Source organism: Azoarcus indigens (assembly GCF_004361735.1).
Taxonomy (GTDB): domain Bacteria; phylum Pseudomonadota; class Gammaproteobacteria; order Burkholderiales; family Rhodocyclaceae; genus Azoarcus; species Azoarcus indigens.
In genome coordinates this window covers 99,500-121,568 of sequence record NZ_SNVV01000011.1, presented here as the reverse complement: position 1 = coordinate 121,568, position 22,069 = coordinate 99,500, and the positions used below count along the sequence as shown (strand labels likewise).

15 protein-coding genes are annotated in these 22,069 nt (G+C 68.4%); 7 read left to right on the top strand and 8 right to left on the bottom strand.

The window, feature by feature from the left end:
- Positions 1-173: 173 nt before the first annotated feature.
- Positions 174-1,076, bottom strand: a complete 903-nt coding sequence (locus C7389_RS13905) for an LOG family protein (RefSeq protein WP_133592438.1) — start codon at positions 1,074-1,076, stop codon at positions 174-176.
- 483 nt (positions 1,077-1,559) lie between these two features.
- Between C7389_RS13905 and C7389_RS13900 the strand changes: the two genes are divergently transcribed.
- The 5 genes from C7389_RS13900 to C7389_RS13880 all read left to right on the top strand — a co-directional run bounded on the left by C7389_RS13900 (position 1,560) and on the right by C7389_RS13880 (position 6,700).
- Entirely contained in the window at positions 1,560-2,801 is a 1,242-nt protein-coding gene (locus C7389_RS13900) for a GTP cyclohydrolase II (protein ID WP_133592436.1), read from the top strand.
- Between the two features lie 62 nt (positions 2,802-2,863).
- Positions 2,864-4,117 (top strand): URC4/urg3 family protein, encoded by a 1,254-nt coding sequence (locus tag C7389_RS13895; protein WP_133592434.1) that lies wholly within the window; start codon positions 2,864-2,866, stop codon positions 4,115-4,117.
- Between the two features lie 37 nt (positions 4,118-4,154).
- Complete coding sequence (gene upp, locus C7389_RS13890; RefSeq protein WP_133592432.1) at positions 4,155-4,787, top strand: uracil phosphoribosyltransferase; 633 nt, start codon at positions 4,155-4,157, stop codon at positions 4,785-4,787.
- Positions 4,784-5,431 (top strand): TetR/AcrR family transcriptional regulator, encoded by a 648-nt coding sequence (locus C7389_RS13885; RefSeq protein ID WP_133592430.1) that lies wholly within the window; start codon positions 4,784-4,786, stop codon positions 5,429-5,431. The genes upp and C7389_RS13885 overlap by 4 nt, the downstream gene beginning before the upstream one ends.
- A gap of 150 nt (positions 5,432-5,581) precedes the next feature.
- Positions 5,582-6,700, top strand: coding sequence for a choice-of-anchor A family protein (locus tag C7389_RS13880; RefSeq protein WP_133592428.1), 1,119 nt, complete (start codon positions 5,582-5,584; stop codon positions 6,698-6,700).
- Positions 6,701-6,884: 184 nt separating this feature from the next.
- Here C7389_RS13880 and C7389_RS13875 read toward each other — a convergent pair whose 3' ends face one another.
- The 3 genes from C7389_RS13875 to katE form a co-directional block, all read right to left on the bottom strand.
- Entirely contained in the window at positions 6,885-7,991 is a 1,107-nt protein-coding gene (locus tag C7389_RS13875) for a glycerol dehydrogenase (protein WP_133592425.1), read from the bottom strand.
- A gap of 361 nt (positions 7,992-8,352) precedes the next feature.
- Entirely contained in the window at positions 8,353-9,495 is a 1,143-nt protein-coding gene (locus tag C7389_RS13870; RefSeq protein ID WP_162851744.1) for an HD-GYP domain-containing protein, read from the bottom strand.
- A 439-nt stretch (positions 9,496-9,934) separates the two neighbouring features.
- On the bottom strand, positions 9,935-12,046 hold the full coding sequence (katE, locus tag C7389_RS13865) for a catalase (RefSeq protein WP_133592421.1): 2,112 nt from the start codon (positions 12,044-12,046) through the stop codon (positions 9,935-9,937).
- 186 nt (positions 12,047-12,232) lie between these two features.
- On the opposite strand from katE, the gene C7389_RS13860 reads away from it, so the two are divergent.
- Together C7389_RS13860 and C7389_RS13855 are read left to right on the top strand one after the other, a co-directional pair.
- Positions 12,233-13,516, top strand: a complete 1,284-nt coding sequence (locus C7389_RS13860) for an amidohydrolase family protein (RefSeq protein WP_133592419.1) — start codon at positions 12,233-12,235, stop codon at positions 13,514-13,516.
- Positions 13,517-13,764: 248 nt separating this feature from the next.
- Complete coding sequence (locus C7389_RS13855; RefSeq protein ID WP_133592417.1) at positions 13,765-15,084, top strand: DUF2325 domain-containing protein; 1,320 nt, start codon at positions 13,765-13,767, stop codon at positions 15,082-15,084.
- Between the two features lie 86 nt (positions 15,085-15,170).
- Here the strand turns inward: C7389_RS13855 and C7389_RS13850 are convergent, their stop codons facing one another.
- The 4 genes from C7389_RS13850 to C7389_RS13835 are packed head-to-tail and all read right to left on the bottom strand — an operon-like array spanning position 15,171 to position 22,023.
- A complete protein-coding gene (locus C7389_RS13850) occupies positions 15,171-16,652 on the bottom strand; it encodes a hypothetical protein (RefSeq protein WP_133592415.1) in 1,482 nt (493 codons plus the stop codon).
- The gene (locus C7389_RS13845; RefSeq protein ID WP_133592413.1) at positions 16,649-17,977 is read right to left on the bottom strand and encodes a hypothetical protein; all 1,329 of its coding nucleotides are present in this window, start codon (positions 17,975-17,977) and stop codon (positions 16,649-16,651) included. Before C7389_RS13845 ends, C7389_RS13850 begins: the two co-directional genes overlap by 4 nt.
- Positions 17,978-17,988: 11 nt before the next feature.
- The gene (locus C7389_RS13840; protein WP_133592411.1) at positions 17,989-19,452 is read right to left on the bottom strand and encodes a hypothetical protein; all 1,464 of its coding nucleotides are present in this window, start codon (positions 19,450-19,452) and stop codon (positions 17,989-17,991) included.
- Between the two features lie 9 nt (positions 19,453-19,461).
- Complete coding sequence (locus C7389_RS13835) at positions 19,462-22,023, bottom strand: type VI secretion system Vgr family protein (RefSeq protein WP_133592409.1); 2,562 nt, start codon at positions 22,021-22,023, stop codon at positions 19,462-19,464.
- Between the last annotated feature and the right edge of the window lie 46 nt (positions 22,024-22,069).

Below are 22,069 nucleotides of genomic sequence, written 5' to 3'. Positions count from 1 at the left end.
CGGTCAGCGGCGCAGGACGGCCGCGTTCGTTCTCCCGGGCAGGTGAAGCGAGGTGCAGCACCGGCGCTGCATGGTGCCGCGGAATGGAAAAATTGCCCGGCCCGCGCCGCCCGGAAACCGGGAGGGGCGCGGGCGGCTGCCGAAAGCCGGCGCGCCCGCGCCCCGGCCCGGCATCAGGCGCGCATCTGGCGCGCGGTGAACTTCGGATCGTCGATGCGGTAGGCGAGCTTGATCGCCTCCCAGGCGTCCTCGGCGCTTTCCACGTACTGGAACAGCTCCACGTCTTCCGGGTTGATCAGCCCATCCTCCACCAGGGTGTCGAAGTTGATCAGGCGCTCCCAGAATTCGCGCCCGAACAGGATGATGGGGCGACGGCGGATCTTGCGTGTCTGCGTCAGCGTCAGCACCTCGAACAGCTCGTCCAGCGTGCCGAAGCCGCCGGGGAAGCTCACCAGCGCCACCGCCCGCATCAGGAAGTGCATCTTGCGCACGGCGAAGTAGTGAAACTGGAAACACAGCTCCGGCGTGATGTAGGGGTTGGGTGCCTCCTCGAAGGGCAGGTAGATGCTCATGCCCATGCTGCGGCCGCCGGCCTCGTGGGCGCCGCGGTTGCCGGCCTCCATCACGCCCGGGCCGCCGCCGGTGGAGACGATCACCGGCTCGCCCAGGGCGCTGGATTCACGCGTCACCAGCTCGGCGAAGCGGCGCGCCTCCTCGTAGTAATGGGACATGCGCAGCAGGCGCTCGGCGCGCTTGATGGCGGCCTCATCCTCGGCGGCGCGGGCGGCCGCCAGCATCTGCTCCGACACCTCGCGCGACTTGAAGCGCGCGCTGCCGAAGATGACGATGGTGGAATCCACGCCCTGGTCCTGCTGCACCAGTTCGGGCTTCATCAGTTCCAGCTGCATGCGCACCGGGCGCAGTTCCTCGCGCAGCAGGAACTCGGTGTCGGCGAAAGCCATGCGGAAGGCGCTACCCGGCCCGTCGTAGCGGGACGGCTGCTTGGGCGCGGCGGCGCTCACCTCGTCCTGCGCCGAAGGGAAATTCCGGGCCTTGAGCTTGTTTTTCGTGTCCATGGATCACGCTCGCTTTCGGTAATGGGAAAGGGGTGTTGCAGACAGCGTGCCCGGCAGCGCCGGGATGGCGGGTCCGGCGGCGGAGTGGGCGCCGGAGGCGGCCGGCACGCGGCAGCAATGACTGCAAGGCGAATGCCACCCGCTTACCGCCTCCTTGCGCGGCAGGCCGGAAGCGCTGTCCGGCCGGATGGTCTGCCGCCCTGCCGCGAGCTGGCGGAGGCGACGGCAAACACGCTTGCGTCGCACCATCCTTGCACAAAAACATGACCGTCGTCAGCCCCGCCGCCCCAGCGCAGTGCGGCATTTTTCCACGCCAGGTGGAAAAACCGGCGCTTGCCCCCTTGGCATGGAACTGGCTTCGCCGAACCTGACCAATTGGTCAACTTCGAAAGGCCGGCAGGAAGGCGCCGGTCGCGCCACAATGGCGCCAGGTGGCCGCAGCCGCCGCCACCCGCGCAAGGGGCTTCGCCCCGGGGAGGGATCATGTCATCGCACATCATGCTCACCTCGCATCCACGCGTACGTGCCGGCTCGGCGCCGGCGATACGCTGGGGCGCCGCCGAGGCCCGCGACCGCGGACCGCTGATCGCCAGCCTCACCCAGCCCGCCCAGCGCAACGCCATCGGCACCCACGCCGGCGCCTACTCGGTGTACCGCGCGCTGGCGGTCGCCGCCGGCCAGTTGCAGCGCGACCACCGCCCCGACCTCACCGACACCTCGCCCGCCGCGCTGATCGGCCCGCACCCGCAGTGGAGCGAGCCGGACAAGATCGTGTCGCTGGACCCCTGGGGCCACCGGGTGGCGGAGGAGTTCGGCGCGCTGATCGCAGCCGGCATGGACATCCGCCCCACCATCGCCGTCACCACCGCCCACATCAACATGCCGGAGCTGCAGGCGGCGATCGCGGCCGGACGCCTGCAGCCGGACGGCGACATCCTGTGCGCCAACGGCGACGTGCGGGTGACCAAGGCCGCCATAGACCCGGTGTGGTACTTGCCCGGCCTCGCCGCCCGCTTCGGCATCAAGGAGCACGAGCTGCGCCGCGCCCTGTTCGAGCAGACCGGCGGCATGTTCCCCGAGCTGGTGACGCGGCCGGACCTGCAGGTCTTCCTGCCGCCCATAGGCGGGATGACGCTCTACTTCTTCGGCGACGTCGCCGCCCTCGGCCAGCCGCAGACGCGGGTGGCCTGCCGGGTGCACGACGAATGCAACGGCTCCGACGTGTTCGGCTCCGACATCTGCACCTGCCGGCCCTACCTGGCGCACGGCATCGAGGTCTGCATCGAGATGGCGCAGCAGGGCGGCGTCGGCCTGGTGATCTACAACCGCAAGGAGGGCCGGGCGCTGGGCGAGGTCACCAAGTTCCTGGTGTACAACGCGCGCAAGCGCCAGCTCGGCGGCGACCGCGCCGAAACCTACTTCGAGCGCACCGAGTGCGTGGCCGGCGTGCAGGACATGCGCTTCCAGGAACTGATGCCGGACGTCTTCCACTGGCTGGGCATACGCCGCATCGACCGCTGGACGTCCATGAGCAACATGAAGCACGGCGCGCTGGTAGCGGCCGGCATCGAGGTGGTGGAGCGGGTGCCGATACCGGAGGCACTGATCCCCGCCGATGCCCGCGTCGAGATCGACGCCAAGCTCGCCGCCGGCTACTTCACCCCCGCCGCGCCGCCGCTGGAGGCCGAACTGGCGCTGGCCAAAGGCCGCGGGCTGCACGAATGAAGCTTCCCGACCGGCGATAAACAGACGCCCAACCCGCCGCCCGGCAAACAGAGGAGCATCCGATGAATCTTCCCCACGAAGGCAGCGGCTGGCACACCCCGGTTCCGGCAGGCCACCCCGCCGCCGCGCTGCTGCGCGCCGAAGCGGTGCGAGAGCGCTGCGCGGTGGTGATGGCGCGGGTGCAGGCCGGCGACTCGCCGCTGTTCGAGTGGCACAGCGCGCAGCTCGCCCCCTGCGCCGCCTACGTGGCGGACACCGTGCGCCGCGCCTATCCCGACCTGGCCGTGCCTTACCACAGCCGCTGGCGCCATTTCGAAGCCGGCGGCCGCGACCGCTGGGCCGAACTGCAAGCCACCGCCGGACTCGCCGGCGACGCCCGCGAATGCGCCCGGGTGGCGGTGGACCTGGTGATTCCCAGCGTGCTGCTGGACGCCGGCGCCGGGCCGGACTGGCGCTTCCACGAGGCCGACGACCAGCCACCGCTGGCGCGCTCCGAGGGCCTGGCCGTTGCCAGCCTGGCGCTGTTCGCCGCCGGCACCCTGTCGGACGATCCCGGCCGGCCGCTGCGCAGCGACGCCGCCGCCCTGCGCCGCATCGATGCCGCCGTGCTGGGTGCGCTGTTCCAGGTCAGCGGCGGCAACCCGCTGCTCGGCCTGGAAGGCCGCGCCACGCTGCTGAACCGCCTGGGCGAGGTGGCGGAGGCCACGCCAGCGGTATTCGGCCGCCCGGCGCGGCTGGGCAATCTGGTCGATCACCTGTTCTCCCTTGCCGCGGACGGCCGCCTGCCCGCCGCAGAACTGCTGGCGTTGCTGCTGCGCGCCCTCGGCCCGGTGTGGCCCGGCCGCCTCAGCCTCGCCGGCGTGCCACTGGGCGACTGCTGGCGCCACCCGGCGCTGGCAGATGAACTGCTGCCCTTCCACAAGCTCACCCAGTGGCTGGCCTATTCGCTGCTGGAGCCACTGCAGGCAGCCGGGCTGGAGATCGCCGGCCTGGACGCGCTCACCGGCCTGCCGGAGTACCGCAACGGCGGCCTGCTGCTGGATTTCGGCGTGATCGTGCCGCGCCACCCCGCCTTCTTCACCACCCGGTGGACGGTGGATGCGCTGCCCATCGTCGAATGGCGGGCGCTGACGGTGGCCGGGCTGGACCGCCTGGCCGAGGCAGTGCGTGCAGCGCTGGACGTTTCCGCCGCCGCCTTTCCGCTCGCCCGCGTGCTGCAGGGCGGCAGCTGGAGCGCCGGCCGCCGCATCGCCGCCGAACGCCGCCCCGGCGGCCCGCCGCCGCTGCAACTGGAGAGCGACGGCACCGTGTTCTGACCCCCTCCCCTTCCCTGGCCTCGCAGGAGTCGCACCGATGAACCCCAACCTCACCGTGATCGACCACCCGCTGCTGCAGCACAAGCTCACCTACGTGCGCAGCGCCGACACCACCACCGACAACTTCCGCCGCCTGGTGCGGGAGATCGCCTCCATGATGGTGTACGAGGCCACCCGCGAGCTCAGCACCGAACTGATCGAGATCACCACCCCGGTGGCAAGCTGCCGCGCGCCGGTCATCAGCGGCAAGAAGCTCTGCCTGGTGTCCATCCTGCGCGCCGGCAACGGCATGCTGGACGGCATGATCGAACTGCTGCCCGGCGCCCGCGTCGGCCACATCGGCCTCTACCGCGACCCGGCCACGCTGCAGCCGGTGGAGTATTACTTCAAGGTGCCGGAAGACATCGAGGAGCGGCAGGTGATCGTGATCGATCCCATGCTCGCCACCGGCAACTCCGCCTGCGCCGCCCTGTCGCGGCTCAAGGAGGAAGGCGTCAGCAGCCTCAGCTTCGTCTGCCTGCTGGCCGCGCCCGAAGGCCTGGCAGCGCTGGCCGCCGCCCACCCGGACGTACCGGTGATGACCGCCGCGGTGGACAGCCACCTCAACGAGCACGGCTACATCGTGCCCGGCCTGGGCGACGCCGGCGACCGCCTGTTCGGCACCAAGTGAAAGTGGAGAAAGCCGCCGCCGGCGCCGAGGCCAAGGGCCGCGTGCGGCGGCGCCAGGAGGCCGCCATCCTCAAGGCGGCGGAACAGGTCTTCGCCGGCGCCGGCTACCGGGGCGCCACCATGGCCGCCATCGCCGACCGCGCCGGCCTGCCCAAGGCCAACCTCCATTACTACTTTGGTACCAAGGCCGAGGTCTATCGCGCGGTGCTGGGCAACATCCTGGCGCTGTGGCTGGCGGAAACCGACCGCATCCGGCCGGAGGCCGAGCCGCGCGAGGCGCTCGCCGGCTACGTTGCCGCCAAGATGCAGCTCACCGCCGCGCGGCCGGACGCCTCGCGGGTGTTCGCCAACGAACTGCTGCACGGCGCCGTGGAGATCGGCGCCTTCCTGCGCCAGGAACTGCGCGCCCATGTGGCCGACAAGGCCCGGGTGATAGACGGCTGGATCGCCGCCGGCCGCATGGCGCCGGTGGACAGCACCCACCTCTTCTTCAGCATCTGGGCGCTGACCCAGACCTACGCCGACTTCGCCCCCCAGGTTTGCGCGGTGCTCGGCCGCAAACGGCTGGACCGCGCCGCGCTCGATCGCGCCGGCAGCCACGTCGCCAATCTGGTACTGCGCGGTTGCGGCCTGCCGGCGGACTGAGCCGCCGGCCCATGCTTGCGAATCCAGCTCAGCGGTGACTTATTGCACGGCAGCAGAGCGCGCGCGCGTTTAGCATGGAGGACATACCTCGAAGGTGTAATTCCCCCGAGCGCCTTCGCCATCTGACAAAAAACAAAAGACGACGCCACGATGACCGCCCGCTTGCGCAACACCCGCATCCGAACCGCCTTCCGTGCCTGCTCCGCATTTCTGGCCTGTGCCGCCTTCACCGCCTCCGCCCACGCCGCCCCGCTGATCGCCAGCGAGGTGCTGCAGCAGTTCAACCTGGTGGTGTTCGGCAACGCCAAATCCAGCTCCCACGTGGATGGCCGTGCCTACATCGGCGGCAACGTCACCGGCGGCGACTACGTGCTCCACGCCAAGGACATGCCAGCCTCCGAGTACGCCGGCCTGGTGGTGGGCGGCAACGCCTCCAACCTGAACGTGAACGGCGGCGGCATCAGCGTCGGCGGCAACCTCAGCAACGCCAACATCAACAAGGGTGGTGCCTACGTCGCCGGCAACGCCAGCAGCGTGAACTTCAACGGTGGCAACGCCTACGTCGGCGGCTCCACCAGCGGCACCAACTTCAACGGCGGCCGCAGCTACGCCGCCGCCACCCAGCCCAGCACCGCCGCCATCGAGAGCACCATGCGCGACCTGGCGCTGCAGCTGGCCGGCCTGCCCAGCACCGGCAGCACGGTCAGCGTCAACGGCAACAAGGCCACCTTCAACGCGGTGGCGGACGCCAACGGCCTGGCGGTGTTCGACCTCACCAGCATAGACACCGCGCTGTTCAAGCTCGGCGAGTTCGAGTTCAACCTCGGCAGCGCCGACACGGTGATCTTCAACGTCGACGACCTGGTCATCAGCATCTTCGCCAACTTCCTCGGCGGCAGCGCCCAGGCCATCGGCTCGCACGTCATCTGGAATTTCTACAACGCCACCGACATCACCCTGTACAGCCAGTTCGGCGGCAGCGTGCTGGCCCCGAACGCGACGCTGACCAACTACAACAACATCGAAGGCTCGGTGGTGGTGAGCAGCATCGACCAGCGCGGCGAGATCCACCTGCAGCCCTTCAGCGGCGATCTGCCGCCGGGAACCCCCGATCTACCGCCCACCACCCCTGTCCCGCCGCCGACGCCCGACCTGCCGCCGGAGAACCACGTGCCGGAACCGGGCAGCCTGGCCCTGATGCTGACCGCCCTGCTGGCGATGGCCACCCTCTCCCGCCAGCACAAAGCCGCCGCGGCCCGCAAGAGATAAGCCCCGCAAAGGGCAACAGCGTCATCAGACGCAGCAAGGCAGCACCTGGGCGCACGCCCAATCCCAAACGGCGAAGGCCCCGGAAACCCGGGGCCTTCGCCGTTATGAGCGCTGCTTCATTACGCCATCGGGCGCTGCAGCCAGGCCGGCCAGTTGCTTCGACCCGAACCGCAGCCCCTCGAGTTCAGGCAACCGCCCACTGCATCTTGCGCCTGCGCCCTTCCGCATCCGCCACCTTCAACGCCGCCAGCACCCGCTTCGGCGACACCTCGGCCGGTTCGTTGTGTATGGTCTCGCCCGGCGCGCAGGCGGCGGTGGCGGCGATCAGCAGCTCCGCGTCGCTGACCTCGCCCAGGCCGATATCCGCCAGCGTCACCGGCAGGCCGACGGACAGGCAGAAGTCATACACCGTATCTATCATCTCCGGCTTCTTGTCGGCCAGGAACATCAGGCCCTGCACGCCGATGGCCACCTTTTCGCCGTGCCAGGCGCCGTGGCTCTGCGGCAGCGCGGTGAGGCCGTTGTGGATGGCGTGGGCGGCAGCCAGGCCGCCGCTCTCGAAGCCCAAGCCGGAGAGCAGGGTGTTGGCCTCGACGATGTGCTCCAGCGCCGGGGTGACCACGCCCTGTTCGGCGCTGGCCTTGGCCAGGGTGCCGTATTCCAGCAGGGTTTCATGGCACAGGCGGGCAAGCGCGTAGGCGGTCATCGGGCCGATGCGGCCGGTCATGTTGGCGCCGCGCTTGGTACGGCAGTCCTCCGCCTCGAACCAGGTGGAGAACGCATCGCCCATGCCGGCGACCAGCAGCCGCACCGGCGCGCGGACGATGACGCCGGTGTCCACCAGCACGGTGTCCGGGTTGTGCGGCAGCACCAGGTAGCGCTTGAAGGCGCCAGCCGGGGTATAGATGACCGACAGCGCGCTGCAGGGCGCATCGGTGGAAGCCAGCGTGGGCGCGATCAGGATGCGCGCCTGCATTTCGTAGGCGACCGCCTTGGCGGTATCCAGCGCCTTGCCGCCGCCGATGCCGACCACCATGTCGGCGCCTTCACGCTCGGCGATGGCCTTGATGCGGGCGATTTCCTCGTCCGAGCATTCGCCGCCGAAGCGCACTTCGACCGCCGGCAGGCGGCCGCCGAGGCCGTCGCGCACTTCACTGACGAGGTGGTCCAGCACGAAGGGATCGCACACCAGCAGGGCCTTGCGGCCGAGGCGGGCGGCTTCCTCGCCCAGGGTGGCCAGGGCTTCGTCGCCCTGCACGTAGCGTCCGGGGAAGATGGCAGTGGTGATCATGATGGCTGCTCCTTGTTGCCAAGGGCCGCGCGGGCCCGATGACTAAAGTCTCCGCCTCGCAGCCGGGGCCACGTTGACGGGTGTCAAGGAGAGCGGGATGGCGTGGCGGGAGGGTTAGCGTCCCTCTCCCGGCACCGGGCCGTGCCCCGAGCCTGGATCTCGCCAGCCAGTAGGGCAGCGCCACTGCGCCGATCATCGAATCCGCTGCCGGACAGGCACTATCGCGCCTCCGAGCGGCCCGGCTTCGCTCCAGCCAGGCTTGTCGCCGGGCATTGCCGAAGCCGGTTTCGACGGGCTCAGCCTGAACGGCGGTGAGGTGTTCAGTTGCCCGGTTGATGGCCCCGGCGCCCGGCGCGAAAACTCAGTGCCGGTAACCCCACATCTGCGGCCATTCATAGGCCGGCAGGCGCGGCAGCTCGTCGTGGGCGTAGCCCTGGATGCGTACGTCTCGCGGGCCGATCTGGCGCAGGCGCGGCGTTTCCAGCGGGCGGCCGTGGGTGCCGATGAAGGACAGCACGTCGCGCGGCGTCGGCCCCTGGCCGGCGCGGCGGCGGCTGACCACCGCCAGCTCGCCGTTGGACAGGCGCACCAGGCTGCCCGGCGGAAAGGTGCCCAGGCGCGACATCACCAGCCGCACCAGCGTCGGGTCGAGCTGGCCGAGGTCGGCGCCGAACACATGCTCGATCAGATGGGCAACGTCACGCGCCTGGTACAGCCCCCAGTGGCGCGGGGTGCGGCCGCGGCGGCTGCTGAGGCGAGCGGCCAGCACATCGGCGATGCGCAGCATGCGCGCCGCCAGCGTGATCTCGCCGCGGCGCAGGCCCAGCGGATAGCCGCTGCCGTCGATGTTCTCGTGATGCTGGGCCACCGCCGCCAGCCAATTGGCGGGAAAGTCGCCGAGTTCCACCAGCAGCGCTACCGAATCGCCAGGGTGGGCGTCCAGCGCTTCGCGGGTGGTGACGTCGGGCGCGCCGACGAAGTCGGCCATGTCGTCATGCAGGCCCATGCTGGCGAGGTTCATGGTGAGCGCGGCGCCCATTACCTCCACCACCATGTGGTCTGGCAGGCCGTTGGCGGTCGCCAGCTCGGCCACCAGCAGCGCGGCGTGGACGGCGTGGCAGACGCTGGCACGGTCGAACTGCACCAGGCGGACGTAGCCAAGGCAGACGTCGGCATCCAGTTGCCAGACTTCGTAGGTACAGCGGGCGAGGTCGCGGAAATCCTCCGCTTCCACCACGCCGCCCTGCACCGCGGTGTCGGCGAGCTGGCCCAGGGCCATGCCGATCTCGCGCAGGCGGCCGATGGGGTCGGCCGGGGAGATGCGCTCGGCCTGCTCCGCTTCGCAGAACACGGTGCAGGGCCGGTGCGGGGTTTCGGCGCGCAGCGAGATGTTGGCGCCCTGACGCAGCAGCAAGGTGCCGCGGGCATCGAAGAGGTCGCAGGGCGCGGGCTGGCCGATGAGATCGGGCGGCAGGGCAACGGGTCGGAGGATGGTGGACAGCATGGGAACCTCGCCGTGGGAGCACGTTTCACTTCCATTTGCGAGTTCCATGCCAAAGCAGCTGCCGGGCGTCGGCAGAGGCGCCGAGGCATTGGCTGGCGCGGCTTTGGGCGAGTTTGCGGCGACTCCTGCCGGCGCGAAACAAGTCCCGGACGGCAAGAGCGGCCGGCAAATCTTGCCTTGAGGCGCGCAAGGGCCGGCAAAGGGCGCCGGTGACGCAGCTCAGGCTAGGGCGCCCCTCTCCTGTCACCGACCCTGCCGCGAGGGGAGAGGGAGCACCACCGGAGCCCAGCAAGCGAGGGCGCAAGTCCGCGCCCTGGAAGTGCATTAGGGGCTCAGTCGGTGGATGCCCGCCTTCCTCCCCTCTCCCGCGAGGGGAAAACCCTGGCGGGCTCGATACACCGCGGGAGGCCTTGAACGCAGGGTGCCGCGTGAAAGCCCCTCACGCCCCCTTGCGATTCCAGAACCGCAGCGCGCCGCAGGCGCTGACGAAGCGGGTGGGAGGCGAGCCGGCGTCCAGCGGGATGAAGCCGTCGTCCAGTTGGGCGGGCAGGCCGGCCTTGTCGAACAGCTTGCGTGCCGGGGCGATGTAGGCGACGAACTTGTAGTGGGCATAGGCGTCGGCGACGAAGTCCCGCGCCGGCGGCTTCTCCAGCAGGGCGTCCACGCCATCCTCGGAGGGCAGCACGGCGACAGCGTCGTAGAGCACCGAGGGGCCGCCATCCAGGCGCTCGTCGGCGGCCACGTGGCTGCCGTCCGAGGCGGTGATGCCGCCGACCTCCGGGGCGATGAGCTCCACCATGCCGCCGACGTCCTCTACCGCCTTGCGCAGCGCGGCGAGGAGGCCGGCGTCGCTGCCGTCGGTGACGAGCACGCCCAGCTTGCGGCCACTGAAGCCGTCCGGGCCGTTCTCCAGGATGCTGAGCGCGGGCGAGGGTGGCAGGTCGCGCGGCGCCATCGCCGGCGTCGCCGGCTGGGGGATGCCCTTGAGGCGCAGGCCCTGGGCCACCCGGTCCGCCAGCGCGCCGTCGATGTTCAGCAGATGGGAGACCATGCGCTCGCGGATCGCCACCGTCTTCACCTTGCTCAGCTCGAAGGTGAGCGCGGCGGCGATGTGGCCCTGCTCGATCTCCGTCTGGCTGCGGTAGAACTGCCGCGCCTGGCTGTAGTGGTCGGCGAAAGTTTCGGAGCGCACCCGCTGCTTGGGGCCGTCATCGCTCACCGGTACGGTGGTGAAGCCGCGGTCCGGCGATTCGCGCGGCCCGCCCGCAGCGCCGCCCCAGGAGTTGGGCTCGTAGTTGGCGCGGCCGCGCGGGTTGTGCATGGCCATGTGGCCATCCTGCTGGAAGTTGTGGAAGGGGCACTTGGGGGCGTTGATCGGCAGGTGGGTGAAGTTGGTGCTGCCCAGGCGCTTGAGCTGGGTGTCCAGGTAGGAGAAATTGCGCCCTTGCAGCAGCGGGTCTTCGCTGAAGTCGATGCCGGGCACGATGTTCTGGGTGCAGAAGGCGACCTGCTCGGTTTCGGCGAAGAAGTTGTCCACCATGCGGTCCAGCACCAGCCGGCCGACCTTGCGTACCGGCAGCAGCTCTTCCGGGATGATCTTGGTGGCGTCCAGCACGTCGAAGTCGAAGCTGTCGGCGAAGGCCTGGTCGAACACCTGCAGGCCCAACTCCCACTCGGGGAAGTCGCCGGACTGGATGGCGTTCCACAGGTCGCGGCGGTGGAAGTCGGGATCGGCGCCGTTGATCTTCACCGCCTCGTTCCACACCACCGACTGCATGCCGAGCTTGGGCTTCCAGTGGAACTTGACGAAGCGCCAACCGCCCTGGGCGTCCACCAGGCGGAAGGTGTGAACGCCGAAGCCTTCCATAAAGCGGAAGGAGCGCGGGATGGTGCGGTCGGACATGATCCACATGACCATGTTCATCGACTCCGGCGTCAGCGAGATGAAGTCCCAGAAGTTGTCGTGGGCGGTCTGCGCCTGCGGAAAGCCGCTGTCCGGCTCCGGCTTGGCGGCGTGGATCAGGTCGGGAAACTTGATCGCGTCCTGGATGAAGAACACCGGGATGTTGTTGCCGACGATGTCCCAGTTGCCCTCCTTGGTGTAGAGCTTGACGGCGAAGCCCCGCACGTCGCGCGCCAGGTCGGGCGAACCCTCGCTGCCAGCCACGGTGGAGAAGCGTACGAAGGCCGGCGTTTTCTCGCCGGGGCGCTGGAACAGGTCGGCGCGGGTGAGGTCGGCCAGGCTGTCGTAGTTCTCGAAGTAGCCGTGGGCGCCGTAGCCGCGGGCATGCACCACCCGCTCCGGGATGCGCTCGTGGTCGAAGTGGAAGATTTTCTCGCGCAGATGAAAATCTTCCATCAGCGTCGGGCCGCGGGCGCCGGCGCGCAGGGAATTCTGGTCGTCGGCCACCGGCACGCCCTGGGCGGTGGTGAGTACCGGAACATCCACGCCGGCCACCTGGTGCGTCTCGCCTCCGGTGCCGCGGCCCACCTGCTGGTCATGCAGGGTGGCACCGCCCTGCGCTGCATCCTTCGTCTTGGGTATCGTCATGACAGGCTCCTCTGGTTTTTTTGCCCTGGAAGGCCGATCACCATCGGCTATCCCATCGGGAACCAGCAGCAACCCGCATTCCCGCCGCCCGCTTTGAGCCCCCGGCCCTCCGCCGGCGTTTACACCCGGCCAGGCCTTCCGGTACAAGCGGAAGAAACCGCAACGCCGCACCTTCAGGGAGGCCCCATGCTCGATCTCGTCCTGCGCAACTGCACCCTGCCCGACGGCCGCCAGGGCCTGGACATCGGCATACGCGACGGCCGCATCGTCGCCGTCGAGCCGGTGCTGCCGGCGGTCGCCCACAGCGTGGTGGACGCCGCCGGCCAGCTCGTCACCCCGCCCTTCGTGGACGCCCACTTCCATATGGACGCCACCCTGTCCTACGGCCAGCCGCGGGTGAATCAGTCCGGCACGCTGCTGGAGGGCATCGCCCTGTGGGGCGAGCTGAAACCAGCGCTGACGCAGGAGGCGCTGGTGGAGCGCGCGCTGCGCTACTGCGACTGGGCGGTGGCCAAGGGCCTGCTGGCCATCCGCAGCCATGTGGACGTCTGCGACCCGCGCCTGCTGGCGGTGGAGGCCCTGCTGCAGGTGAGGGAGACGGTGAAGCCCTGGCTGGACCTGCAGCTGGTCGCCTTCCCGCAGGACGGCGCGCTGCGCAGCCCGGGTGCGCTGGACAACCTGAAGCGCGCGCTGGACATGGGCGTGGACGTGGTCGGCGGCATCCCACACTTCGAACGCACCATGGCGGACGGCGCGGAATCGGTGCGCATCCTGTGCGAACTCGCCGCCGATCGCGGCCTGCGGGTGGACATGCACTGCGACGAGTCGGACGACCCGCTGTCCCGCCACATCGAGACGCTGGCCTTCCACGCCCACCGCCTCGGCCTGCACGGGCGCGTCACCGGCTCGCACCTGACCTCCATGCACTCCATGGACAACTACTACGTCTCCAAGCTGCTGCCGCTGATGCGCGAAGCCGGCGTCGCCGCCGTCGCCAACCCGCTGATCAACATCACCCTGCAGGGCCGCCACGACAGCTATCCCAAGCGCCGCGGCATGACCCGCGTGCCGGAGTTGCTGGCCGCCGGCATCCCGGTGGCCTTTGGCCACGACTGCGTGATGGACCCCTGGTACAGCCTGGGCAGCGGCGACATGCTGGAAGTGGCCCACATGGGCCTGCACGTCGCCCAGATGACCGGCCAGGAGGCGATGCGCGCCTGTTTCCAGGCGGTCACCACCACGCCGGCCGCCATCCTCGGCCTGGAAGGCTACGGCCTGGAACCGGGCTGCCGCGCCGACCTGGTGCTGCTGCAGGCGCGCGACCCGGTGGAAGCCATCCGCCTGCGCGCCACCCGGCTGGCGGTGATACGCAAGGGCCACATCGTCGCCCGCACGCCGGCAGCCACCGCCAGCCTGGATCTGCCGGGGCGGCCGCAGAGCGTGGACTGGCAGTTGCCGCCACGCGGCTGAGCACAACTGAGCGCGCCACGGCGAAGCGCGCGGCCGGGCAACCGCAGGCATCTCCCCCGGCCGCCCTTCGGCAGTTGCGCCCCTCAACCGGCCTGCCCCGTCAACCGCCCTGCCGCCCGCAGCCCCAACCCGCGGGGAACAAGGGCGGCCTCGCAGCGCAGCATGGCCCCGTTCCAGCCACGGCCTTTCGCTGTATAGTCGACTACATACATAAGTCACTCCCAGCCGCTGCCCTTGCCGAGGTCGTCATGAGCCAGCCCGCCCACATCTTCCAGACCCAGGCTAACGCCGCGCCGCCCTCCTCATGGGCGCAGCGCGCGCTGCCCCGCGCCAGCAGGCCGCCGGCGCCGGTCCCTGCCAAAGCCTTCCTGCCGCGCGGCGCCCGGCTGCACGAGCTGGATCCGCACCTGCACTGCTCCATCATCGGCACCTGCCTCAGCACCACCGCCCTGCGCAAACTGGTGCCCAAGTTCTGCGACCTGGTCCGTGCCAAGGCCAGCGATCTCGACATCCACCACATGGCAGTCCAACTGGCCACCGAAGGCGGCGACGGCGCCCGCGCGCTGCACAAGCTGCTGGACACGGTGTACGCGCCTGAGATCAAGCGCTTCCGCCGCTACCAGAGCGAGGCCGAGGTGGAAGCCGCCTGGGCCGGATGCCTCAAGCACGGCGACGTGCCCGGCGCCTACTGGGCGCTGATGACGCACCCGGCCGCTACCCCCGGCCTGCGCCAGCACGCCTTCGGCGAAGTGCACATGCTGTCCCACCTGGTGGGCGCGGCGAACCGCGCCGACATCCGCCGCCTGCTGGCGCTGGAAGAAGAAAACACCACCCTCAAGGACAAGGTGGACCGACAACAGCAGCGCCTGCGCGACCTTGGCGCCGCCCAGGCAGCACTCGCCCGGCAGGAGCGCAGCAGACCGGCGGAAACCTCTGCCGACGAGCGGGTGCGGGCGCTGGAAACCACCCTGAAGAACAACGAGATGGCCCTGCAAGCCAGCGAGCAGGCCAGCGCCCACCATGCCGGCCGGCTGGAGAAGGCGGAGGCCCGGCTGAAAGAAGCGGAAGACTGGGCCTCCACGCTGGAAGCCGCGCTGATCGAGGCGCATCGCCAGATCAACGCCCAGCAACAAGAGCTGGACGCGGTGGAAACCCACCTCGCCGACACCTTCGCACCGCAGGCCGAGGCCGGAGCCGCGCCCACCCCGCTCAAGGGCAAACGCATCGTCTACGTCGGTGGCCGGCCGCAGGCCGCCAACACCATACGCGCCCTGGTCGAAGCCGCTGGCGGCGAACTGCTGCTGCACGACGGCGGCATTGAAGACCGCCGCGGCATGCTCACCACCACCCTGGCCGGCGCCGACCTGGTGGTGTTCCCGGTGGATTGCATCTCCCACAACTCGGTGGCGCTGCTCAAACGTGGCTGCGAACGCTTCAACATCCCCTACCGTCCATTGCGTAGTTCAGGCGTGGCGAGCTTCGCCGCCCTGGTCGCCGAAATGGCCTGCCCCGAAAATGCCCGGGCCCAGTGCGGAGCCGCATCGCGCATCTGTCTGCACCACGGCTAGGTCACGAACGGCCGCAGCTTACGGCCGTTTATTTAGCCGGTAGCTCCTTCATTGCTCGGGTAGAAACTCAATGAGCTGTCCAGCGCTCATTGCGTTCTGACCAGGAACCAGGTGACATCGCGGCCCTGCACCTTTGGCAGAGGCACGCCGTGCAGGAAGGCGTGCGGGCCGGTGGGCAGGTCTTCGCAGCACCAGGTGCCCGGATAGGGGCAAGGCTGGCCGCTGGTGGCGCGCATGCCGGGCGGCGGTTGCTGGGCCCATTGCCAGTGCACGGACAAGCCATCGACCAGGGGCAGCGGCTCGCCCTCGGCGACGCGGCAGCGCACCTCGGGCTGCTTGGCCTGTAGCCAGAGCCCGGCCCGCGGGGCGGGTTGGAGGCTATTGGCCTCCAGCGGCAGTTCCGGCGGCAAGGCCGAGTCCTGCTGGTTGTCGTCCCATTGCCACTGCACGTAGCCGAACGTGGTGTCGCTAGGGATGTCGGGGAACAGGTCGCCGCGCAGGAAGTGGCGGCGGGAATCGTGCCTGGCCGGGGAGGACCACCAGCCGGTGGCGGGGCAGACGTCGCGGGCTCGCTGAGGCGGAGGCACGTTCTGGCCACTCTCCGCCAGCTCCGTGGCCTCGCCGTCTTCGAACTCGCCTTCCAGCAACTCCACGAAATACCAGTCGCAGGCACGATACTCGGTGGCGTTCTGAGCAATGGCGGATGCGGCAATGCCTGGTTTGGTTTTGATGGCGCCGTTCTTGTCCAGTACCCACCAATTGAACTTGCTGCCGGCATCGGGTATCCGATGCCAAACCTTGCCGAGGAAGGCCGCCAAGCCAACATCGTCGCTCCACAGCCCCTCACGCCCCACGGCCGCCAAGGCATCCAGGCCAATGTCGTTGAAGGTGTCACATTTGAGCAGTTCCCCCTCTCGATAACCATCCAGGGTGGTGCCGGTCCAGGCGAACTGCATGGCCCCGTGCGGGTCATCGGCTGGCACGTAGGCCCCCGTGCGCGGCGGCACCTCGCCGGAGCGGCCGACGATATCGGTGTGCACCCGGAATTTCGGGAGCCGGGGGAACAGGGCCTTGTGCTGCTGCCAGGCAGACCAAAAATCAAAGTCGCCCCAGGGGGTGGCACGTCCCAGAAGCCCCACGATGCCATCCATTGCGCCCGCGTAGTTGGAGACCTCTTCAAAACGTTCCTTGAAGGATTTCTCCTGGTCCGGGCTCATCCACATCATCGAGTGCTCGGCCAGCATGCGGCTGCAGAACGCCGCTCCGGAGTCTTCGGAGACCTCCATGTCGCGCGAGGCGATCGCTATCAGCACCTGCTCTCGGAAATCCCTCATGCCCGGATAGGCCGTGCTGCTCCAGTTGGCGCCGGTATTGCGCGCGCCCCACTGCGCGCTGTACATGAAGGGCTCCACTACCTTGCGCCGCTCCAGCAGGTAGTCCGCGTACTGGAGCAAGCCATCGAGGCGCAACAACAGACCCTGGAGGTAGTCCAGGGAGGTGAAGTGGTAAATCAAGGTCGCCTGGCGTTTCTGCGTAAGGCTGAGTTCAAAGGGGCATCCAGCGCTCATTGCGTTCTGACCAGGAACCAGGTGACATCGCGGCCCTGCACCTTTGGCAGAGGCACGCCGTGCAGGAAGGTGTGTGGGCCAGTGGGCCAGTCCTCGCAACTCCATACGCCAGGGTAGGGGCAAGGCTGGCCGGAGGTGGCGCGCAAACCTGTTCCGGGCTGTTCGATCCACTGCCAGCGCAGCGGCTGGCCCTGGTAGGTGGGCAAGGCTTCGCCTGCCTGACCGGCGCGGAACTGAACGCTGGGGTTGTCTATTACCTGCCACAGCCCGGCACGGGGCGCCGGTTCGCCGCTGTTGGCGAACGCGCTGGGGGTATCCGCCACTGGCGTGGACAGGTCGACCGTGGCAGCGCTGGAGGATAAAACCGCCGGTGTGCCGTCCTGTCCTTCATCCCATAGCCAGAGCACATGGCCCTTGGCGAGGCCGCGCGGCACTTCGGGGAAAATCTCGCCCTGCTGGAAGTGGCGGCGCGAATCGTGCTGAGCGAGGGTAAACCAGAAGCCGGCACGTGGGCAGGGCTGGCCAGCGTAAACAGGTGGCACGGGCAAGGGGCCGAGTCCTTCTTCGAAAGGCACGGTTTCGCCGGGTACACGTTCGACCACGGTCCAGAGAGTTGGAGCCTCGGAGATGTTTTGCAAAGTGTCAGGGTCGTAGCCGACGCTGGCTTCAGGAGCGTTACGCGTATAACTGGTGAAATGATGGGAAGCGATCAGGAACTGTGCACAGGCGTCATCCACATCGGGCAGGTAGACACCTGTTTGCGGAACCGGCTCTCCAGTACGGACCTGCACCTGGGGATTCAGGCGATAACGTGGCCAGGCGGGAGGAGGGTCAAGGGGGCCACGCTCTTCGCTGTATCCGATGGTTAGAAAAGTTGTTACCCAATATGCTTCAGCGGTTGCCAAAATATTGCTAGCGAAGTGCGAAGCCCGCCCGATCAGGCCCCAGTATTGGTCATCCGCACCGGGCTCCACTTCATCCAGCCAGCCGCTCCAATACTCCCGCTGGCCTCGCATGTCATTTGAAACTCGATGAGCCGCAAGCAAGCTGCTGTAATCACCATGGACCAGATTAATGAAGCACTTGTTCAGCGCATCCATAGTTCGGCGGAAGTTCGGCAATACGGTGTCGCCCCAGACGATATCCGGTTGCATCGGCAGGCCGCGCTTGCGGTAGTCCGCCGGTAACTGCCGCATGAAGCGTTGCAGGCAGTCTTCCACATGTTTGAGCATTGCCGCCCAGGCGTCCTGCATCTGCTGGTAGTACTCCTTGGAACTGAAGCGTTCGAGCAGGTAGATTTCCTGGGGTCTCAAAGGGGTCGGCATAAGGCATCCTTTCAGAGATCGAGTTTGGAGTCGGGCGGCAGGTTGCGCCCATCGATATGGTTGGTCAGTTTGGGCAGGCCGAGGAATTCATCGCTCTCGCCGGGGAAGTCGCTGTAGCCCCACTGGGTGGGCCGGCGCCGGCTCAGGTGCTCCGGCTGCAACTGCCGGGGGTCGAGGACGATCTGCAGGGCGCCGCCTTCGAGCACATAGGGACTGGCCTCTTCCAGCTTCTGGCTGGCAGCCGGCCCTTCCCAGGCATTCAGGCCCTTGCCCGGCGGCACGGTGTAGACGACATACTCGCCGTTGCGGTTCCAGTAGCGCCAGACGGCGAAGCGGCGGCGCCAGTCGTCACGACCGCTCAGGGCGAGGAACTCGGCCTCGCGCATCCAGCAGATGCTGTTGTCGAAAGAGTTGGGTGCCACCACGCGATAGAGTCGTTCACCGGGCTGCAGGGTAACTGGTGAGGCTTTCTTGAAGGTCTTGAAAGCATTCTCCAGTGGCTTCGGAGCGGTCCCACTGATATCTGGCCAGCCAGGCTTTGAAGGAGTTTTTGCCATTTCTCTGTGAATCAACTTACCCGTCTTATCCACCCACTCCGGCTTGTTCCGCTCGAACTCCAGCGCATCATCTTCAGCTTGAAGGCGTGGCGTCCCGTGGTGATTCCGCGCGTTCACCTGGGCCCGGTAGTTCATGTCCGCCTCGATATCCAGGCGGCGGGCCAGCCGCTCCAGCCAGTCGCGCACGGGGCCGAGCAGGCCTTCGAGCTTCTGGTTGGCCATGCGCCGTACGTTCAGCACGGACTCCAGCAACTGCCCGGCGCGGCTGGCCATGGCCGCGCTGCCCCAGCGCCGGACCAGGTCGAGCAGTTGGCGCAGGGTATCGATCAGTTCGTCGAAGACCCTCGTCAGTTCCGCCACCTTGAGCTGCGCGATCACCTCCCGCAGCTTCCCGGCGAGCCATTGATAGGGGTTCAGGATGTTCAGGGCGCGCAGGCTACTGCGGACCACGGGCGTCTGCAGATGTTGGTTGAGCTTGCCGATACCGGCTTCGACGAAGGGCCGGCTGGCGTCCCAGAAACCTTCGACCTTCAGCGCCGCGCCGGAGCGCACGGCGAACTTGCGCCCGTAGGCGAAGAGTATCTTGCAGCAGCCCTTGGCCAGCGAGCCGAGCACGGGAAACAGGCCGATCAGGGTCAGGACCAGGGCGATCCAGGCCCAGTGGTTGCTGCTGTCGGCGTTGATCTTCCGGCAGTTGGCCACCAGGTCGCGCACATCGCACAACTGGTCGGCGATGGGGATCATCGAGATCACCGTGCCGGTCACCACCTGGGCGGTGCTCTGCTCTTCGGCGAAGTCCCCTTGCAGGACGATCCAGAGCCATTCGGCGGCGGCGCCCAGGTCCTGCCTGGCGCTACCGAGCCAGCGCGCGGGGGCGGCGGCGTACCAGGCCAATGCGTTTTCGAGTTCTTCCCACATAGGCCGTCCTTAACCCAGTTTGTTTCGGGCTGCGTCGATCAGGTGCCGCAGGGGTTCCCAGACGGAATCCTCACGCGGTTCTAGGGGGGCGTATTCGACCTTGACGGCTTTCTCGGGCACATTTTCGTGGCGGGCGTACCCCTGGGCGTCGAGCTTCCCGGTGATGTTCTGGCCGTTCTCGAAAAGAATCCGGTATTCCTGCCCTGCGAACGGCTGGCCGTCGGCACCGCGGTGGTTGATCTCGATCCAGTTGCCGGCATCGCTTTTCGACCACCGAGGCAGGGGGAAGCTGGCGGAGCCCGGCCCCACCAGGCTGTGCTTGCCCGCCTTGACGACAAAATCTCCCGGCATGCCCATCTCGATATTGCCGTCGGCGATCTTCACGTAGGCGCCGCCACACAGCAGGGTGATGTGCTGCTTTGCGGCGAATAGGACGTGCTGTTGGCTCGCACTGATCTCCACGCTTTGGTCGGCCTCCAGGCGTGCGTTGTTGTGCTGCGCCTGCAGGAGCAACTGGCCTTGGTGAGCGATGTGGCGCATGTCGCCGCTCTGGGCAAAGGTGCCCAGGCCCTGGCCGGCATTGAGCAACATCTGCTCGCCGGCGGTCAGTTGCACGTGCTCGTGCGCGGCGGCATCGATGTGTTCGCCGGCGCCCAGGGCGATGCTGCGCGGGCTGGCCAGGGCGATACCGGCCGGCGCGGATAGGGCGATGACGGCTTCATTGCCCTTGCCGCCGCCGTCGGCCTGGTCATTGGCGCCGTGGCCCAGGTTGCGCACGGCCTCGGTCAGCACTTCTTGGGGTTGGGCGTGGTGGGGCAGGCCCTGGTGTTCACCGGCGTAGTCGCCCAGGGTCCTGGCCAGTTCCAGCGCCGCCTCCAGGGTGCTGACCAGTTGGGCGCGGTCGAGCAGGCCGCCGTTGGCGCTGGCTTGTGCCTCGGTGCTGAGCAGCATGCCCTGCGCCGCACGCAAGGCGCCGTGCAGGTCGGTGCGTAGCTCGAAGCCTTCGCCGCGCGGCTGGCCGCCATCGGGCCGCGGGTGGGTGAGGTAGCCCAGGTGGAGATGGCTTTGGCCATGGTCGTTCATCAGCGCGGCACTGATTTCGCGGGTGGTGTCGTCCAGGCGCAGTTCGCTGGCACGCTGGCCCTTGTGTTCCTTGCTCTTGAGGGTGCTGAGCACCTGGTGCTTGGGCAGTTCGTAGGGTGGGCGGTTGCCCACCCGGTAGCTGCGGCCGGTGATCACCGGTTGGTCCGGGTCGCCATCGAGGAAAGCGACAATGACCTCCTGGCCGATGCGCGGCAGGGTGATTTGCCCCCAGCCGCTGCCGGCCCAGCCGTGCAGCGGGCGAATCCAGCAGGAGCTGTGTTCGTTGTGCGCGCCTTCGCGGTCCCAGGGGAACTGCACGCGCACGCGGCCGAATTCATCGACGTGGAACTCTTCGCCCTCGGGGCCGACGACGGTGGCCACTTGCGGGCCCGGGACGAGCGGGCGGGGCCGCGGCATGGGGCGCCATTCGACGCGGTCGGGCACCAGCTGGGCGGTGTACTGGTAGCGGGTGCCGCTCTGCGCCCCGGCGCCTTCCTCGGCCTGGCTGGTGTGCTGGCGGCCTTCATGGCGGATGTGCACCGGACGCCAGCCGTGGTTCCAGTCCTGGCGGGGATGGCCGATGAGGTCAAAGGCCAGGCCGGGGACCAGGCGCGGGTCGTCGCCTTCGACCGTGGCGATCTGCGCCTGGCCGCGCAGGCCACGTAGGCGGTCGCGGGTGAAGGCTTCGCCAGACAGGTCCTTGTAGCGCCCTGGGTAACGGTAGTCCTCGTAGTCCCGCTCGGCCGCGATCGGCCGTTCAGCCATGGCGCTGCGCTGCTGGTCGTACTGCGGGTGTTTGAAGGTGTAGTCGCGCTGGGTCTGGCGGGTGGTGCGCACGTGCTCGGCGTAGGTGAAGGTGCGCAAGGCCGGTTCGGGCCGGTCGCCGCCGGGGGTGGGGTTGTAGCGCACCGGGCCGCCGGCGATGGCGCCCTGGATGTGGAGGCGGTCGCTGTGAATCAGGGTGCAGCCGTCGGGGCGGTGGTCGAAGCGGTGGAAGAGACCTTCCTCGGCGGCCAGGCGCAGGAGGAAGTCCAGGTCGGTGTCGCCGGCCTGGACGCAGTACTCGCGGGTGAGGTGTTGTTCGGTGAGGTTCTGTTGGTACGGGGCGATGCCGTGCTCGGCGAGCAGCTGGTCCAGAATCTCCGGCACGGTTTTTTGCTGGAAGATGCGCCAGTCGGCGCACAGCTCGAGCCGCGCCAGGGGCGGTTCGACCAGGGCACGGTAGCGGGTGCGGCGGAAGCCGGTGGTGCCTTGCTCGAAGCGGCTGACCTTGCCGTGGACATGGCGCACGGGGTGTTCGCCGTGCCAGAGGATGAAGTGGGCGGGGGCGTCGAGGACCTTGGCGAAGTCGATGGCCGGGTCGTGGCTGGCCAGTTCCAGCGCCAGTTGGCAGCCCTCGGAGAGGCCCTCGTCGAGGGTGAACTCGATGACGTCGAATTCGGTCTCGCCCACAGTAAAGGTGAAGCGCAGGTTGGATTGGCTGGGCATTAGGTGCTCCTTTCAGGCCGCGGCAATCCCCTGCGGCAGATCAGCG